At 56.2% G+C, this 15,974-nt stretch carries 18 protein-coding genes; 1 reads left to right on the top strand and 17 read right to left on the bottom strand.

All coding sequences use genetic code 11. The features are described from left to right. The first annotated feature begins 2 nt into the window (after positions 1-2). A complete protein-coding gene (gene hemF, locus FFT88_RS07695) occupies positions 3-902 on the top strand; it encodes an oxygen-dependent coproporphyrinogen oxidase (protein WP_135404551.1) in 900 nt (299 codons plus the stop codon). Between the two features lie 5 nt (positions 903-907). On the opposite strand, the gene eutR is transcribed toward hemF, so the two are convergent. The 17 genes from eutR to eutS form a co-directional block, all read right to left on the bottom strand. After that, positions 908-1,960, bottom strand: coding sequence for an HTH-type transcriptional regulator EutR (gene eutR, locus FFT88_RS07690; protein WP_135404550.1), 1,053 nt, complete (start codon positions 1,958-1,960; stop codon positions 908-910). 45 nt (positions 1,961-2,005) lie between these two features. After that, entirely contained in the window at positions 2,006-2,506 is a 501-nt protein-coding gene (gene eutK, locus FFT88_RS07685; RefSeq protein WP_130207402.1) for an ethanolamine utilization microcompartment protein EutK, read from the bottom strand. A 12-nt stretch (positions 2,507-2,518) separates the two neighbouring features. After that, positions 2,519-3,178, bottom strand: a complete 660-nt coding sequence (gene eutL / locus FFT88_RS07680) for an ethanolamine utilization microcompartment protein EutL (RefSeq protein ID WP_001111027.1) — start codon at positions 3,176-3,178, stop codon at positions 2,519-2,521. 9 nt (positions 3,179-3,187) lie between these two features. After that, entirely contained in the window at positions 3,188-4,075 is an 888-nt protein-coding gene (eutC, locus tag FFT88_RS07675) for an ethanolamine ammonia-lyase subunit beta (protein WP_135404549.1), read from the bottom strand. A gap of 20 nt (positions 4,076-4,095) precedes the next feature. Then, on the bottom strand, positions 4,096-5,457 hold the full coding sequence (gene eutB, locus FFT88_RS07670; RefSeq protein WP_135404548.1) for an ethanolamine ammonia-lyase subunit alpha: 1,362 nt from the start codon (positions 5,455-5,457) through the stop codon (positions 4,096-4,098). Between the two features lie 11 nt (positions 5,458-5,468). Continuing rightward, the gene (eutA, locus tag FFT88_RS07665) at positions 5,469-6,872 is read right to left on the bottom strand and encodes an ethanolamine ammonia-lyase reactivating factor EutA (protein WP_135404547.1); all 1,404 of its coding nucleotides are present in this window, start codon (positions 6,870-6,872) and stop codon (positions 5,469-5,471) included. Beyond that, positions 6,869-8,095: an ethanolamine utilization protein EutH gene (gene eutH / locus FFT88_RS07660; protein ID WP_135404546.1), complete on the bottom strand. Its 1,227-nt coding sequence runs from the start codon at positions 8,093-8,095 to the stop codon at positions 6,869-6,871. The genes eutA and eutH overlap by 4 nt, the downstream gene beginning before the upstream one ends. Before the next feature lie 116 nt (positions 8,096-8,211). Then, positions 8,212-9,399 (bottom strand): ethanolamine utilization ethanol dehydrogenase EutG, encoded by a 1,188-nt coding sequence (gene eutG, locus FFT88_RS07655; RefSeq protein WP_135404545.1) that lies wholly within the window; start codon positions 9,397-9,399, stop codon positions 8,212-8,214. Continuing rightward, on the bottom strand, positions 9,389-10,225 hold the full coding sequence (gene eutJ / locus FFT88_RS07650) for an ethanolamine utilization protein EutJ (RefSeq protein ID WP_000929729.1): 837 nt from the start codon (positions 10,223-10,225) through the stop codon (positions 9,389-9,391). Before eutJ ends, eutG begins: the two co-directional genes overlap by 11 nt. Before the next feature lie 10 nt (positions 10,226-10,235). Further along, positions 10,236-11,639, bottom strand: coding sequence for an aldehyde dehydrogenase family protein (locus FFT88_RS07645; protein ID WP_135404544.1), 1,404 nt, complete (start codon positions 11,637-11,639; stop codon positions 10,236-10,238). An 11-nt stretch (positions 11,640-11,650) separates the two neighbouring features. Continuing rightward, entirely contained in the window at positions 11,651-11,938 is a 288-nt protein-coding gene (gene eutN, locus FFT88_RS07640; RefSeq protein ID WP_000762196.1) for an ethanolamine utilization microcompartment protein EutN, read from the bottom strand. 106 nt (positions 11,939-12,044) lie between these two features. Beyond that, positions 12,045-12,338 carry an ethanolamine utilization microcompartment protein EutM gene (eutM, locus tag FFT88_RS07635; RefSeq protein ID WP_000387713.1) on the bottom strand — a complete coding sequence of 98 codons (294 nt, stop codon included), beginning with the start codon at positions 12,336-12,338 and terminating at the stop codon, positions 12,045-12,047. Positions 12,339-12,376: 38 nt separating this feature from the next. Further along, positions 12,377-13,393, bottom strand: a complete 1,017-nt coding sequence (gene pta, locus FFT88_RS07630; RefSeq protein WP_135404543.1) for a phosphate acetyltransferase — start codon at positions 13,391-13,393, stop codon at positions 12,377-12,379. Beyond that, positions 13,390-14,190, bottom strand: a complete 801-nt coding sequence (gene eutT, locus FFT88_RS07625; RefSeq protein ID WP_130222002.1) for an ethanolamine utilization cob(I)yrinic acid a,c-diamide adenosyltransferase EutT — start codon at positions 14,188-14,190, stop codon at positions 13,390-13,392. Before eutT ends, pta begins: the two co-directional genes overlap by 4 nt. After that, a complete protein-coding gene (gene eutQ / locus FFT88_RS07620) occupies positions 14,187-14,888 on the bottom strand; it encodes an ethanolamine utilization acetate kinase EutQ (RefSeq protein ID WP_130216810.1) in 702 nt (233 codons plus the stop codon). The genes eutT and eutQ overlap by 4 nt, the downstream gene beginning before the upstream one ends. After that, positions 14,863-15,342, bottom strand: a complete 480-nt coding sequence (gene eutP / locus FFT88_RS07615; protein ID WP_000820758.1) for an ethanolamine utilization acetate kinase EutP — start codon at positions 15,340-15,342, stop codon at positions 14,863-14,865. The genes eutQ and eutP overlap by 26 nt, the downstream gene beginning before the upstream one ends. 12 nt (positions 15,343-15,354) lie before the next feature. Next, positions 15,355-15,690 (bottom strand): ethanolamine utilization microcompartment protein EutS, encoded by a 336-nt coding sequence (gene eutS / locus FFT88_RS07610; RefSeq protein ID WP_000356956.1) that lies wholly within the window; start codon positions 15,688-15,690, stop codon positions 15,355-15,357. Positions 15,691-15,974: the final 284 nt, after the last annotated feature.

The following is a 15,974-nucleotide window of genomic DNA, read 5'->3' as shown; positions in this document are numbered from 1 at the left end:
TTATGAAACCCGACGCACACCAGGTTAGACAGTTCCTCCTCGACCTTCAGGATACAATTTGTCAGCAACTGAGCGCCGTCGATGGCGCTGAGTTTGTCGAAGATAGCTGGCAACGTGAAGCTGGTGGCGGCGGGCGTAGTCGGGTGTTGCGTAATGGTGGTGTTTTCGAACAGGCGGGCGTCAACTTTTCTCACGTCCACGGCAACGCGATGCCCGCTTCCGCGACCGCTCATCGCCCGGAACTTGCCGGGCGCAGTTTCGAGGCGATGGGTGTATCGCTGGTAGTGCATCCGCATAATCCGTACATTCCCACCAGCCACGCGAATGTGCGGTTTTTTATTGCCGAAAAACCGGGTGCCGATCCCGTCTGGTGGTTTGGCGGCGGCTTCGACTTAACCCCATTCTATGGTTTTGAAGAAGACGCCATTCACTGGCATCGCACCGCCCGTGACCTGTGCCTGCCATTTGGTGAAGACGTTTATCCCCGTTACAAAAAGTGGTGCGACGAATACTTCTACCTCAAACATCGCAACGAACAGCGCGGTATTGGCGGGCTGTTCTTTGATGATCTGAACACGCCAGATTTCGACCACTGTTTTGCCTTTATGCAGGCGGTAGGCAAAGGCTACACCGACGCTTATTTACCGATTGTTGAACGGCGTAAAGCAATGGAATACGGCGAACGCGAGCGCAATTTCCAGTTGTACCGCCGCGGGCGCTATGTCGAGTTCAACCTGGTATGGGATCGCGGGACGCTGTTTGGCTTACAAACCGGCGGGCGCACCGAATCTATTCTGATGTCGATGCCGCCACTGGTACGCTGGGAGTATGATTATCAGCCAGAAGCAGGCACTCCGGAAGCGGCGTTGAGTGAGTTTATTAAGGTCAGGGATTGGGTGTAACTCCCTCATCCCAACTCCTGCATCCGCTGATGCAGCGTCAGTGACGGCTTCTCGGCAAACAGTTGCTGATAATCCGTGGCAAATTGCCCCAGATGCCAGAACCCCCACTGCATGGCGGCGTCTTTTACCGTCATACTTTGCGACCACGGGCTTATCAGTTCGCGGCGTACGGCGTTCAGGCGAATGCGTTTTAGCCATGCATTCGGGCCAATGCCCAAAATAGCGTGAAATGCGTTTTGTAAGGTGCGGCGACTGACGTGCAGTTGATTACACAAGTCCAGTACGGTTACCGGTTCGGACATGTTTTCCAGCACATATTCACGGGCGCGGGAAAGCAATCGGCGGTAACTCTGATGACTGATGCTTTCCGCTGTCACCATTGGTTGCGCTTCTTCCAGCATCGCCCCCATCGCCATCAGCAAATTATCCCCCAGCACTTTACGCACCGCAGGCTGATGAAGATTCTCCGGGTTCTCGCAAAATGTCGCCAACGTCTGTTGGACAAAGCCCCACAGCGCGGCTTTATGCTGCTCTTTCACTTCCAGCGCCGACTGGTTACGTAACATATGCAGCACCCTTTCCGGGTTATGCAAAAAGTTAGCCTGCCGGGTAATGACATCTTCAGAAAGCACTACGCCCAGGATCGTATAATCATCCGGTGTACTCAGTTCAAACTCGGTGCCGCCAGGGCGCGTGGCAATTTCCGCGCTTCCCAGGCATTGTGAGCCGATAAATCCCTGTTCGCCGCGTGTCGCCGGAATACCAAACCAGAAAGAGTTCGGCCAGACCAGGCACGACTGACGCAGTGCCAGACCGGTGTATTCACGGAAAACCTGAATATCATCAAGCAGAATTTCCGTAAACTCACCATGAAACTTGCCCGGATGCAGCTGATCGTAAATCTGCTGCCAGGCGGTAATCGTCAAAGCATGTTCATAGACATCCGTTGTCTGTCGTTGATGAACATTATCCACTTCGACCTTCGGCGTAAGCTTCAGGTTTTCGGATAAGGGGTCATGATAAAGATGGTGCAAATTAGCTGTACGGGGCTTTTTCATGATGTTAATGCCGGGTGTTATATGACACCCGGCACCTCCGACAGATTAATGGGGCTTGAGACGATAACGACTACTGCGTTTACGTAACGTCCCGGCAGAAAAGAGCTGTTCGAGCGCATTTCTGGCTTTTTCCAACGGCCAGCCAAAGTGGGCAGCCACTTCTCCTGCCGTCATTCCCTGACGTACTGATGTTAACAGCGCCAACAACTCGTCAGCAGATTCCGCAACGATAGCTGGCACGCAGGGTTCCTTTACAGCTTGCTTCGGCTGGCGGTTAAAGCCAGTAACCAGCCACTGGGTGTCATCGTCTGGCCGACCGATCTCCTTGCGGCTGATGACGCGCCCGGTACGCATCGCAGCAGCACAACCTGCATCCAGCGCCGCACGACACGCCGCCAGATCGCCTTCCACCACCAGCGTCAACCTACCAGGGTCAAGTACTTCATGACTGAGCAGGCGCACGTTGGCCGCTTTCAGCATCGCATCCGCCGCATCAATTGCGGCGACCATGCCGTCCACTTCCAGCAATCCCAGTGCATTGATCATCGGCAACCTCCGTTACGCACGCTGGATTGGATTCCGCGCGATTTCCAGCACTGCATCGGTAAAGGCATTACAGGCCGCTTTACACGCCGCCTGGCTTCCCGTTAAGAATGCGGCGGAATAGTTGGTTTCTGACGGCGGCGGGACATAAGTCACCAGCTGTACGTCGGCAGATTTTAACGCTGCATCAATGCCATAAGTCGCTTCCAGCGGCGGCGCCACCAGATACGCCATCGGATCGCCAAGCGTAATACCCGCAGTGGAAGAGAGATAAGAACCAGTACGCGAAACCACATGTGCAAGGAATGCCGTATCTTGCGCATCGTTGGCCCACTGGAAGGCCGCACCGTTTTCAATATGCGCAACCATTGCATCCAGACCAGCACGCACTTCCGCCGGGTTTGGCCCGCCCAGCATAATCAACACTTCACCGGCAGTCGGTGACGGGCCGTGTGCTGCTCCCGCATACAGCGAGCGGCCATACACCACTTCCACCATCGCCTGTTTGGTCGCTTCGTCAGCCGCAATGTAGGTTACGTCATCGGAGTCGGCGGAAATCAGCCCAAGGCTACGAATATGCGGCGGCAATTTCAGCTCACGCGCAAAATCGGCGTTAACGGAGGCAATCACCCGCATGGCGGTGACCGACGGTCGAATCAAATCTAAAGCTGGCATGATGCCTCCTTATCGGGTCATGTTGATGCCGGATGCTTTCTGCTCCAGCATACGTTTCGCCAAATCCACAATGACGGCTGCGGCTTCAACTGGCGGCGTGCCGCCCTGGTGAATGTTAGAGATACAGGTGCGATCGGCCTCAACGGTGGTCGCCATACGCGGTGAGTAGACGGCGTAGCAGGAAAGACTTTCTGACTGCCCTAACCCCGGGCGTTCGCCCACCAGCAGGATCACCACTTTCGCACCGAGGATCTCACCGATCTGATCTTCAATTTTCACGCGACCGTAACGCACAAAGAACGGCGTGCCGACTTTCAAACCAGCCTGTTTCAGGCCCGCCATCAGCGGTGGCAGGATCTCTTCATAGTTCACGGTGATCGCGTCAGTAGACAGGCCATCAGAAATAACGACCTGTACGTCCGGATTAGCAACACACTGTGCTTTCAGCGCTTCAACAGCTTCTGCGCACAGGCGACGGCCCATATCCGGGCGAGTCAGGTAGAGATTTTTGTCGCTAATTTCAGAGCGCACTTCCAGCAAGCCCTGCGCTTTCACCCACTCTTCCGGCACTTCTTTCAGTACGGTATCTTTCGAACGAGAGTGATCGGCCAGGAAACGCAGCAGCGCCTGGGTACGCGGACGCGGACCCGCACGACCGGTACAGACGCGGGCCACGGTGCTGCGACGCAGTTCTGTTAATACGTCTGCGCGATGCGGGTTTTCAACACCAATCCACGCTTTTGCTTCAGCGGAACCTAAATCCAGCGCGCAGCTTTCCGTGGTCACTGGTGTCGCACAGGTGATGGTGGCACACTTTGCTTCTGACGGCGCGGGAGCCGCTTGTCCCATTGACGCCATCACGCTGCGTACAATTTCTTCAATCTGTTTTTGATCCATGATGTGTTATCTCCGCGTCATCAGAAGAACAGTGACGGATCGCCCGCCCGTTTGGTCAGGCGACCGTTTGCCATAATGCCCATGTTTTCCAGCCAGCGTTCAAACTCCGGTGACGGGCGCAGGTTGAGTAACTGACGCACAGTGGCGGTGTCGTGGAAGGCCGTGGTCTGGTAGTTGAGCATGATGTCATCGCCGAGCGGCATCCCCATGATGTAGTTGCATCCAGCGGTGGCGAGCAGGATCATCAGGTTTTCGTTGAGGTTCTGGTCAGCGTCAGCGTGGTTGGTGTAGCAGCAGTCACAGCCCATAGAGATGCCGCTCAGCTTGCCCATAAAGTGATCTTCTAAGCCCGCACGGATAATCTGGCGGTCGTTGTAGAGATACTCCGGCCCAATAAAGCCGACCACGGTGTTGACGATAAACGGATCGTAATGACGCGCCAGCCCGTAGTTACGCGCTTCCATCGTCACCTGGTCTGCGCCGAAGTTAGCGCCAGCGGAGAGCGCCGACCCTTGCCCGGTTTCGAAGTAGAGGCAGTTTTCCCCGGCGATACGGTTGAACTCTGCGCCCACAGCGCGTGCTTCATCGAGCATCGCCAGCTCTACGCCAAACTCTTTCAGCCCTTTTTCGCTGCCGCAGATACTCTGGAAAATCAGCCCGCCCGGCGCGCCGCGACGGATCGCTTCGATCTGGGTGGTGACGTGCGCCAGCACGCAGCCCTGAGTTGGGATGTTGAATTTGTCGATCACGCCATAGATGGTATCCAACACGCGGCTTAAGTTTTCCACGTCGTCAGTTACCGGGTTGACGCCAATCACCGCATCGCCCACCCCGAAGGAAAGCCCTTCGTAGATTTGCGCAGCGATACTTTGCACGTCGTCACGGGTGTCGTTTGGCTGCAAGCGGGCGCTAAAGGTGCCTGGAATACCGATGGTGGTATTGGCCTTTTTGATCACCGGCATTTTCTTCGCGCCGTAGATCAGGTCCGCGTTAGAGCAAATCTTCGCTACCGCCGCCACCACTTCCGAGGTCAGCCCTTTGCGGGTAAAGGCAATGTCATCAACGCTGGTTTCGTCGCTCAGGACGTACTCACGCAGCTCACTGATGCTCCAGTTTTTAATCTGGTTGTAGGCCGTTTCGTTGACGTCGTCCTGAATCAGCCGCGTGACGCAGTCATCTTCATAGGCAATCACCGGATTATTGCGGATATCCGCCACCGTCATTTCCGACAGCACCTGTTTGGCCGCCACGCGCTCCTGTGAGCTTGCCGCTGCAACGCCCGCCAGCACATCCCCCGAACGCAGTTCGTTGGCTTTAGCCAGCACCTCTTTTACATCCTTAAACTGATATACATTGCCGAACAATGTGGTCTTTAGTTTCATAAGTCGTTCCCTCAGGAAGGAAATGCGAGTGATTTCACCGTCACCGGCACAACCGATCCGCCAAAAAGAGGCGTACCAATGTCGATATAGTCCCCCGCGCGGACAATCACTTCGTCAATGACTGCCAACGGGAGTTGTTGTAGCTGTGGGCGCAACAACATGCCCAGAGCTTTACCAAAGTCCTGCCCGGCCACCACCAGCAGGGGATGCGGATTCGGAAAACGCGCGACAAAATCGACCAGCGCGTTGATGACCGTCAGTACCGCGGCGTAACGCACGGGAAGCCCGGCGGGGAGCGCCAGCACGTACGCGTCAGTTTTAGGATCAAGATCGAGCTGAATCAGCGCCTGTTGCCAGCCGTTCACCAGATCCGTTTCATCAATCGGGATCGCCACCGGCAAATTGCGCAGCGGCAGTTGTACGCCCTCCAGCCAGATAGTGCTGCCAGAGAGCGAAAGGGTATGCGCACCCGCGCCAATCACCGTGGCGCGCACGGTTTGCGCCGGAAACTGCACGTTCATCTCACGCAGGCGCGGATGGTCATGCAGCGCCGTTGCCAGCAGCGGGCCGATATCGGCAAAACAGAACGGGTCGGCGGGCTGGTGGCGATAACATTCACCCACGCCGCCGGAAAGCGTAATGATTTCGGGCGTAACGCCCGCGGGCAGCAAACCGGTTTGCATCAATGCCTGCGCGAGCGGCGAGAGCGTTCCGTCGATCACTTCGACAATCAGTTCCGCCATCCGCCGGGTAACCTGCACCAGCTGCACGCCAGTCAGCGAACGGGCGTCGGTGCCTGCGCCGAAGCACTCATCCACAATCATCTGCCCCGGTTTATGAGCGTAAACCACGCGCCCCTGGCTGTCGGTTTCCAGCAAGCGACCACCAACGTTGAGGCAGGCAGTGCCGCTGATTTTTCCGGCTTCGAACAGGGCGTAGTTCGCCGTGCCGCCGCCGATGTCGATATTCAGTACCCGACACAGCCGTTGTTCAGAGAGGGTTTGCGCCCCGGCACCGTGGCCCGCAATGACGGATTCGAGATGCGGCCCGGCGCTGGCAACCACAAAATCGCCCAGCGACTGGGAGAGCGTCATCACCGCCGGGCGAGCATTGCGGGTTTTCGCGCTTTCGCCGGTGATGATGATGGCGCCGGAATCAACGCTTTCCGGCGCAATACCCGCAGCCTGATATTGCTCGAGGATTAAGGTTTTCAGTTCCGCTTCTTTTAAACCACCCTGTTTATCGACAGGGGTAAAGAACACCGGGCTTTGCCAGCTAATTTCGCGTTTGATGAATTCGTAGCGCGGCACCTGCGACACCGCCGCACGGTTAACCAACTCCAGCCGGGAGAAGATCACCTGGGTGGTGGTGGTGCCGATATCGATACCGACGCTCAGTAGCTGGCGAGTGTTCACGATTGCGCCTCCGCTTCGGCTTTAGCCGTGGTCGCGTCTTCTTTTGGCACCAGCATCATCGCCACGCCAATCGCCGTTACGCCGCCGATCAACTTGCCGACAATCATCGGGAAGATCATGGCGTTCATGTTGGCAGCGGCGAAGCCTAAGTGGTCGCCCAGGGCGAAAGCAGCGGAAACGGCGAAGGCGCAGTTGATCACTTTGCCGCGGGTATCCATCTGCTTCATCATGCCGAACATCGGGATGTTGTTGGCAAGCGTTGCCACCATGCCGGCTGCCGCGATGTTGTTCATATTCAGCACTTTACCGACGCTCATCAGCGGTTTTTCAAACCAGCGGGTCAGCAGAAGCACCATCGGATACGCCCCTAACAGCACGCAGGAGATAGAACCGATAACTTCAATGGCGCGCATCACTTCCCCGGGTTTGTCGCCTGGGGCCATAAAGATCGGATCAAGGCCGGGGATCTGTTCCCAGCCGAGCAGGAATTTCACTACCGCAGCGGCAAGACCGAGGGTGATCAATGCAACGAGGAATTTGGCGAAGATCTGGAAGCCGTTGATCATTTTTTCCGGAATGAATTTCAGCCCCAGCGCCACCAGTACCGCGACGATTAGTACCGGGATCATGTTCATCAGGATCAGCGCAAAGGTGAATTCAACAGGCTGGCCGTTGATCTGCACACCGGAGTACATCGCTACCAGACCACCAGCGATACAGCCAATCGGAATGGTCACTATGCCCGCCAGCACGCCGAGCGCCAGATAACGACGGTCAGAAGGTTCGATAATGCCGAGCGCCACCGGAATGGAAAACACAATCGTTGGCCCCATCATCGACCCGAGAATTAACCCAGAGTATAGCCACGCTGCTACGTCGCCGCCCGCCAGCTCTTTGGCGAGGAAGAAGCCGCCCATATCGCACGCCAGCAGCGTTCCGGCGAACATTGACGGGTTTGCGCCGAGCATTTCGTAAACCGGGATAATTACCGGCCCGAGTACGTGAGCCAGTACCGGTGCCAGCGCGGTCATACCGACCATCGCCAGGCCCAGTGCGCCCATTGCCATAAAACCTTCTTCGAACTGCCCGCCCGATCCTTCGATACTTTTACCGAACTTACCGAGGAAACGAGCAGAACCGCCGAACTGCGACAGGATCCTGTCTACGGCAGCTATCAGCATAAAGAACATCATGATGTACATGATGATTTCGTTAATTCCCATCGCCTTTACTCCCTGTTAGTTGTTATTTATTGGCGGATGCGGCGTGAACGCCTTATCCGCCCTACATGTGCAATCCCCCAGGCCGGATAAGACGCGACAAGCGTCGCATCCGGCATTTATTGCGCCGCTGCGTACAGGCCGACAATCTGCTCCAGGCTGGCGGTACGCGGGTTGCTGCGCAGACAAATATCTTCCTGCGCGGCCTGCGCCCATGCACCGTAATGCCCAGTTGTTGCACCCACATCAGCCAGCCGCTTGTTGATCCCAACTTCCGCTATCAGCTCACTTACCGCATTAATAGCGTCACGATCGTCGGATTTTTTAGTTCGCAGCGCCCGACCAACCTGGCTAAAGCGTTCACGACAAACCATCCGGTTGAACTCCATCACCGTTGGCAGCAACATGGCGTTCGCCAGACCGTGCGGAATATGCAGCGCCGCCCCTGGCTGATGCGCCATCGCGTGGCATAACCCAAGACCCGCACTGGAAAACGCCATTCCCGCCATGCACGAGGCGAGCAACATGCTCTCGCGGGCGGCAAGGTCGTGACCGTAGCCCACCGCTTTCGGCAGCGATTTGCTAATCATCGCAATGGCGCCAATCGCCAAGCTGTCGGTAAACGGTGTAGCGTTCAGCGCGCTGTACGCTTCAATGGCATGGGTTAACGCATCAATACCGGTCATCGCCGTCACATGCGACGGCACGCCTTCGGTCAGCGCAGCGTCGAGAATCGCGACATCCGGCATCAGCGAGGCATGTGCTAACACCTGTTTGCGCCCGCTTACCGCATCGATAATCACCGTCACGTTAGTCGTTTCAGAGCCGGTTCCGGCGGTCGTTGGAATGGCAATCAGCGGCAATCGTGGTTGCAGAACGCTGGTTTCTGACATTTTTGCCAGCGTGCTATCGGAATTCGTCACCAGCAACGCCACGGCTTTAGCTGCATCGAGCACCGAGCCGCCGCCAAACGCGATCACCCCATCACAGCCTGATTCACGCAGCTGCGCCACGGCAGCACACACGTCGGTGATGCACGGTTCGCCCACCGGACACGGCCAGAGCGTCATAGCGATACCTTTGACGGTCAGACTGCGAATCAGCCCGGCGGTCATCCCCGACTGATGCAAAAAGCCATCCGCCATCACAAACAAATGTTTCAGCCCGCGCGTTTGTGCTTCCTGCCCGCAACTGCTCACTGCGCCCAGACCGCAGAGTGTGACAGGCGGGACGCTAAATGTTTTTACCCGTTGCAGATTCAGGGTATCGAACGCCTGAAAGAGCGCGCTCTGCAATTCATTTTGCATATAGCCCCTCCGCTTTCTCTCGCCCGCTACTGGCGATCGCCAGCGGGGTCATAAACAAACTGTGCTGCGGTAGATGCACCTGTAACGCCGGGAATTGTTTGCGAAACAGTTCCGCCACGCCCGGTTGCATACAGGAGCCGCCCGCCAGCCATAAATCAGTAATGCCCTGCCCTTCAATATGCCGGGCGACAATGTCCGCCATTTTTTCGTACACCGGTTTCACCGCAGGCCAAATCTCTTCACCGTGACCGCGCTTGTACTGCTCTGCCTCTTCCAGCGAAATACGACGATTTCCGGCGAGAGTCAGAGAGATGTGATGTCCGCCGGTGGCTTCATCCGCCGAGTACGTCACCTTGCCCTTTTTCACGATGGCAATACCGGTGGTGCCGCCGCCGATATCCACTACACCTGCGTTATCCAGTTGCAGCAGATCCGCGACTGCGGTTGGCTCATCCAGCACATGGCTCACTTCCAGCCCGGCGGATTCCAGCACGTTGATGGAAATACGCGGGTCCGTACCAGGAGGAAATGAAGTCGCCGCATGGCTAAAACGGCGACCGAATTGCTGCTCAAGCGTGTCGAGATGGCGACGAACAATGGTGACAGCGCCGAAGAAATCCCAGACGATGCCGTCGCGGACCACATCGGCCCAGTCGAGGCATACCGCCACCGGCTGACCGTCGCGGTCGACAACCATCGACACCACATCGCAAGTGCCCAGATCCACCCCCAGCCACAGCGGAGATTCCGTCGCGGCAGGCGTCTGGTTACACAGCGTTGCCGCCGTTTGCAGACGTGGGGTGAGCCATTGTTCGTCGTGCGCCATCGGTTACTCCTTAAACAATGCGAAACGCATCGACTAATACACAGCGACGCAGACGGACAAACGTCCGCGCGCTGGTTACCCCTTCACCGGTTGGCGTGGTGATGGTCATGGTGGTCCAGCCTTCCCCGCCCAGCCCCAGCCCGGCAATGCACGGTCCGTTCTTAACGAAAATGCTGGTATCAATGGCGTTCGCCATCTGGTTCATGTTCTCGATGTTGCGCGAGTGCATTGCCGCCGTGTGGTGGCAACCGCCTTCCAGTTTCACCGCCAGCGCAATGGCATCCGCCACGTTGGCCACGCGCACGACGGGCAGCACCGGCATCATCAGTTCGGTCACCGCAAACGGATGTTCTGCGGTGGTTTCTACAAACAGCAATCGCGTTTGTTCCGGAACTTTAAGGCCGATTGCCGCCGCGATTTTGCCTGCATCGCGACCAACCCAGTCACGGCTGACAGTACCTTTTCCGCGCTCGTCGATATTTTTCAGCAACACCGGTTGCAGCTGCTGCGCCTGCTCTGCGGTCAGTTTCACCGCGTGCTGGCCTTCCATCAGACGCATCAGTTCATCGGCTACGCTATCAACAACAATCAGCACCTTTTCATCGGCACAGATGATGTTGTTATCGAAAGAAGCGCCTTTGACGATGGACTGAGCGGCACGGGCGAGGTCGGCGGTTTCATCCACCACCACTGGCGGGTTACCGGCACCTGCGGCAATCAGGCGTTTATTGGTGTGTTTGCGCGCCGCTTCTACTACCGCTTCGCCGCCCGTCACCACCAAAAGGCCGATACCCGGAAACTTGAACAAGCGTTGCGCGGTTTCGATATCCGGATTGGCCACGGTAACCAGTAAGTTTTCCGGCCCGCCTGCGGCAACAATCGCCTGGTTGAGCAGCGTAATCGCCCGCTGGGAGACTTTTTTCGCCGACGGATGCGGGGCAAAAATGACGCTGTTGCCCGCGGCAATCAGGCTGATGGCGTTGTTAATTACGGTTGCCGCCGGGTTAGTGGAAGGCGTCACCGAAGCCACCACGCCCCAGGGCGCGTTTTCAATTAAGGTCAGGCCGTTGTCGCCCGTCAGCACCTGCGGAGAGAGACACTCAACGCCTGGTGTGCCGCGCGCCTGGGCGACGTTTTTGGCAAATTTATCTTCGACGCGACCCATGCCGGTTTCACTGACGGCAAGTTCCGCTAAATCTCTGGCGTGTTTTTCGCCTGCTTCACGAATGGCTGTTATCGCCAACTGGCGCATTGCCACGCTCTTTAACCCTTGCTGGGCAATTTTGGCTGCCGCAACGGCGTCATCCAGGGAAGCGAAAACGCCCATCTCATGAACGGCGGCGGGCGGTGTGTCACTGCGTTGCATTTTCAGCAGTACCGCTTTCACCACCTGTTCAATATCCTGTTGATTCATGATGTTCTGCCTTATTTGTGGAAAATAACCTGACCGCCAGACACCACCTCATCGACGATGCCAATCACGCACAGATCGACCGGTGACGTTTCGCTTTTATGCGCCTGGCGGGCGGAACTGCCACTCACCAGCAACACCCACTCCCCGGTTCCCGCGCCAATATTGTCGATGGCGACAGCACATTGCCCGTCAGGATTACCTTGTGGATCAATCATTTCCACCATCAGCAATTTGTCATGCGCCAGTCCGTGATGGCGTACGGTACAAACAATTTGTCCAGTGACGACTGCCAGTTTCATACCCGCCTCCGTGGCGTATTTCAGGTAAAAGCTCCCCCTACCCTCCGCGGAAGGTAAAATGAAAAAGGAGAGAGCGTGACGCCCGAATCGACGTCACACAGGGTGATTACAGGTTACTGCTGTCGCCTTTCAGGCCGATCGGGAAGACTTCTTCCAGGTCGCCGTGCGGACGCGGGATAACGTGTACAGATACCAGCTCGCCAATACGCTGTGCCGCTGCGGCACCGGCATCGGTCGCGGCTTTACAGGCTGCAACATCACCGCGAACCATCGCAGTACACAGGCCGCCGCCAATCTGCTTCACGCCGACCAGTTTCACGCGCGCAGCTTTAACCATTGCGTCAGAAGCCTCAATCAGTGCAACCAGGCCCCGGGTTTCGATCATTCCTAATGCTTCCATTGTGTTTTCCTCTTTATAGGGGTCCAGAACGGGACCGTTCATTCAACCAGTGTTTGTAAACTGCTTTCGCGGTTCACTTCTGTCTGACGCGGTACGGCTGCCACCAACGCCAGTTCGATAATTTCCTGCACGCTACAACCACGAGAAAGATCGTGCATCGGCGCGGCAAGTCCTTGTATCAATGGCCCGACGGCACGATATCCGCCAAGTCGTTGTGCGATTTTGTAGCCAATATTTCCTGCCTCCAGGGACGGAAAAACCATCACGTTGGCTTGGCCCTGTAGCGGGCTGGCAGGCGCTTTTTGCGACGCAACATCCGGTACAAAGGCGGCGTCAAACTGTAATTCTCCATCCACCACCAGCTGCGGTGCGCGTTCACGGACGATGTCTGTCGCCTGCTGGACATTGGCAACGCAGGGGTGACGGGCGCTACCGTTGCTGGAAAACGACAGCATCGCCACGCGCGGCTCTTCTCCAGTGATGGCCTGCCAGGTTTCGGCGCTGGCAAGCGCGATATCCGCCAGTTGCGCCGCCGTTGGTTGCGGCACCACGCTGCAATCGGCAAAGCCCAACGCCGGACCGCTGTACTGTGGCAGCATCAGGAAAATGGAAGAGAGCGTTTTACAGCCAGGCTGCAAACCGAGAATGCGTAATCCGGCACGCAGCACATTTGCCGTGGAAGAGAGATTGCCCGCGATACAGACATCCGCTGTACCGGCGCTGACCATTGCGGCGGCGAACATCAGCGGATCGGTTAATTTTTCCAGCGCATCCGGCGGCGTTTTTTCGCCCGCACGGGCCAGCCAGCGATGGGCAAATTCTTCCCGCATTGCGAGGTTGCCATGTGGATCAATCACCTGTAGCCCGTCCATCGCCACGCCGTGACTGAGCGCAAACTGGCGAAGTTCAAACGGGCTGGCGACCAGAATGGGCGTCGCCAGGCCTTGTTGATGCAGGTACTGCGCGGCTTTCAGTACGCGTTGGTCTAACGCATCCGGAAAAACCACTCTGGCGGGCGCTCGCAACGCCAGTTCACGACAACGTTCAATAATCATTGCGTTTCCCCCAGTCGTTGTTGGATCTGCTTCACCGTAAGCGGCTGCTTCGTTACGCTCAGGATCATCATCACGTAGACCGTGCTGGAAAGGCGGTTCAGCGCCTGCAAGATGTCTGGGCGTAATACTTCAAAACTGCGGGTGATAAACACCTGCGCCGCTACGGTTTCGGTTTCCCGCACTTTGGTGCGTAGCAGATTCAGCAACGCCGCATCGCGCCCGTGGCTGGCTTCCGGCACCAGATGATCGTGGTCGAGATAGCACAGCGGCTGGTGAGAAAGCCGATGCAGATCTTGGTCAGAAAGCCCGACAATCGCCTGGCAGCCCAGCGGTTCGCCCAGCGCATCGGCGCGCATAATGTTGCCAAGACGCGAACGAATGTCCGCCAGCCACGGCTGCCACGGTTCCGCCAGTTCAATTTGCAGCCACACTGTCAGCGCAATGGTGCTGTCGAGAACAGCGCGAAAACCCAGGCGTGGATCGCTTTTGGCAACCATTTTTTCCGCCGACAGATGAGTCAGCGTATCCGGCTTTTTTGCCACCGGCTGGCGACACAGTTCGCAGCACGCCTGCGGATGTTCATCGCTACTGGTCAGCCCGTGAACGGGCTGCTGCTGCTGTTCATCGTCAACAAACAGGCAGCCCTGCTCGTCAATAAACTTGATGCGCAGATGGCGGCTTTCCAGTAACTCCCGGGCAGAGGGCGTCAGGCGACTGTCCGCAGGGAGATGGATCTCTGCGCCTTCGCTGAGCGTATGGTTCGCTCTTAGCCATGCTTCGGTGATGAAATCTTTCATAGGGATTGCCAGTTAGCCGGCCAGGCGACATACAGGAATTTCACGCTGGATGTCGTACCAAATTCGATGCTGGATCCTTTCGGGATAAACATCACGTCGCCCGCTTTGGCGATCATGGTTTCGCCTTCGTGGCGAACATGCAGTTCCCCTTCCAGTACCATGTCGATTTCGTCGTAGTTCAGGGTCCACGGGAAGAAGGCGTTGTCCCACTGCATGAAACCAGCGGCCATACTGCTGCCGTCGTCTCCGGTCACAAGATCAGTTAAGCCCACGCAGTGCGGTTCAGCGCCATCGAAACGACCAAACTTGACGCTGCTGCCATCAATCACTTTGATGCCGCCTTTGCCGGTCACCGATTTGAAGCTCGGCTGCATTGCCCCCTGCTCCAGCGACTGCTTTTCCTTCATCACTTTTTCCATCAGCTGCGCGACCAGGCTTTCGGTAAACTGGCCTTCCGGCAGCTGGGCAATGATGGTTTCGCGGATGCGCTGGCTTTCGGTTTTATCGGCTGACGCACTGGCGGGAACGGATGCCGTTACAGGCGTCGATTCATCGCACTCGGTGATGGTAAAACCCAGTAGATCCGCCACTTCGCGCGCTTCAGGGGTAATAATGCTGGCGCGCAGAACCACGGACATTGCCTGTTCGCCGCGCGCGTGTGCTTCACGAATATCATTCGCTGTGATGAGTTTTTTCACCTGCTTCCTCCTGTTCGGTGAGAGATGCCAGATAATCCACCAGTTGCTGCACGCTTTGCGGGTCATGGTTGTTTAGCGCGAAAATTGGCTCTTCAAAGCCAGTCTCAAGCAATAACTGTCGCGTTGCGGTGACGTCAGCATCCGGCATGTCCGTTTTACTGATGACGGCGATTTGCCGTTTACTGGCGCCAATATCCAGCAGCCCGGCAGGTAATCGGCTTTCTGGATCATTTGCGCCGTGGACATATATCAGCATGTCCACATCCTGTAGCGTGGTTATTAAGGCGTGATACCAACGGGGATGGCTAAAATATTCACCCGGAGTATCAATATCGCCATTATCATTAAATTCCACGGCCTGTGTTTTTCTGGCGAGGGTATAATCTCCCTGCAACGCATTAAATAACGTTGTTTTTCCTGCCCCGACGCTACCCACAAACGCAATTCGCTTCATGAATGCCTCGTATTAACTTTTGGTCATTTCACACAGCGTATAATTTAATAAACGCCCTAAACCGCTGACGGTTTGTGATAACGCTTCTTCGACTGCGCCCACCGAGCCATAAATCACCAATGCGCCGCTGAAGCGGTCGAGAAAACCGATGTGTACATCGGCAGCTTTTAATGCTAAATCACCGGCAATCATCGCTGTTTCTCCGGGAGTTAGCGTCATAATGCCAATTGCGCCAGCATCCGGAACGCCGATTTTCTTCGCCAGTTCTTCACCCGGATGCGCAATCAGATGCGCCAGCGTGACCTGTTTCCCGGGTACGAATTCCTGAATGATGCGTTCTTTGTCCATGAGTCGCCGCCTGTAAAAAACGTGCGTGTATCGTGACAATTTTTCGTCAGAGTAAATAACAAAATTCGGCAAACGCGTTTAAAAGGTGAGGTAGATCACTAAGAATGGAGAGATATTTACCGTGATAGATAAACTTTCATATGCAGAGCATGAATAAATATAAAGATATTACTTTATTTTTATGTCGGGTAATTTATTTGCTATTAGTAAAAGCAGTAAGACGTATTGATAATATAAAAATCGCTTACCCCGAATTACTCAGGGTAAGCGTGATAGTTAAGGAA

Origin of the sequence: Escherichia sp. E4930 (assembly GCF_005845405.1) — a bacterium.
Taxonomy (GTDB): domain Bacteria; phylum Pseudomonadota; class Gammaproteobacteria; order Enterobacterales; family Enterobacteriaceae; genus Escherichia.
The sequence above is the reverse complement of the archived record's forward strand: the minus strand, read 5'-3'. Positions and strand labels throughout refer to the sequence as shown.

Excerpts from the sequence above, each read along its gene's own strand:
- hemF (WP_135404551.1), top strand. The coding sequence starts at position 3 with ATGAAACCCGACGCACACCAGGTTAGACAGTTCCTCCTCGACCTTCAG.
- eutR (WP_135404550.1), bottom strand. The coding sequence starts at position 1,960 with ATGAAAAAGCCCCGTACAGCTAATTTGCACCATCTTTATCATGACCCC.
- eutK (WP_130207402.1), bottom strand. The coding sequence starts at position 2,506 with ATGATCAATGCACTGGGATTGCTGGAAGTGGACGGCATGGTCGCCGCA.
- eutL (WP_001111027.1), bottom strand. The coding sequence starts at position 3,178 with ATGCCAGCTTTAGATTTGATTCGACCGTCGGTCACCGCCATGCGGGTG.
- eutC (WP_135404549.1), bottom strand. The coding sequence starts at position 4,075 with ATGGATCAAAAACAGATTGAAGAAATTGTACGCAGCGTGATGGCGTCA.
- eutB (WP_135404548.1), bottom strand. The coding sequence starts at position 5,457 with ATGAAACTAAAGACCACATTGTTCGGCAATGTATATCAGTTTAAGGAT.
- eutH (WP_135404546.1), bottom strand. The coding sequence starts at position 8,095 with ATGGGAATTAACGAAATCATCATGTACATCATGATGTTCTTTATGCTG.
- eutG (WP_135404545.1), bottom strand. The coding sequence starts at position 9,399 with ATGCAAAATGAATTGCAGAGCGCGCTCTTTCAGGCGTTCGATACCCTG.
- eutJ (WP_000929729.1), bottom strand. The coding sequence starts at position 10,225 with ATGGCGCACGACGAACAATGGCTCACCCCACGTCTGCAAACGGCGGCA.
- FFT88_RS07645 (WP_135404544.1), bottom strand. The coding sequence starts at position 11,639 with ATGAATCAACAGGATATTGAACAGGTGGTGAAAGCGGTACTGCTGAAA.
- eutN (WP_000762196.1), bottom strand. The coding sequence starts at position 11,938 with ATGAAACTGGCAGTCGTCACTGGACAAATTGTTTGTACCGTACGCCAT.
- eutM (WP_000387713.1), bottom strand. The coding sequence starts at position 12,338 with ATGGAAGCATTAGGAATGATCGAAACCCGGGGCCTGGTTGCACTGATT.
- pta (WP_135404543.1), bottom strand. The coding sequence starts at position 13,393 with ATGATTATTGAACGTTGTCGTGAACTGGCGTTGCGAGCGCCCGCCAGA.
- eutT (WP_130222002.1), bottom strand. The coding sequence starts at position 14,190 with ATGAAAGATTTCATCACCGAAGCATGGCTAAGAGCGAACCATACGCTC.
- eutP (WP_000820758.1), bottom strand. The coding sequence starts at position 15,342 with ATGAAGCGAATTGCGTTTGTGGGTAGCGTCGGGGCAGGAAAAACAACG.
- eutS (WP_000356956.1), bottom strand. The coding sequence starts at position 15,690 with ATGGACAAAGAACGCATCATTCAGGAATTCGTACCCGGGAAACAGGTC.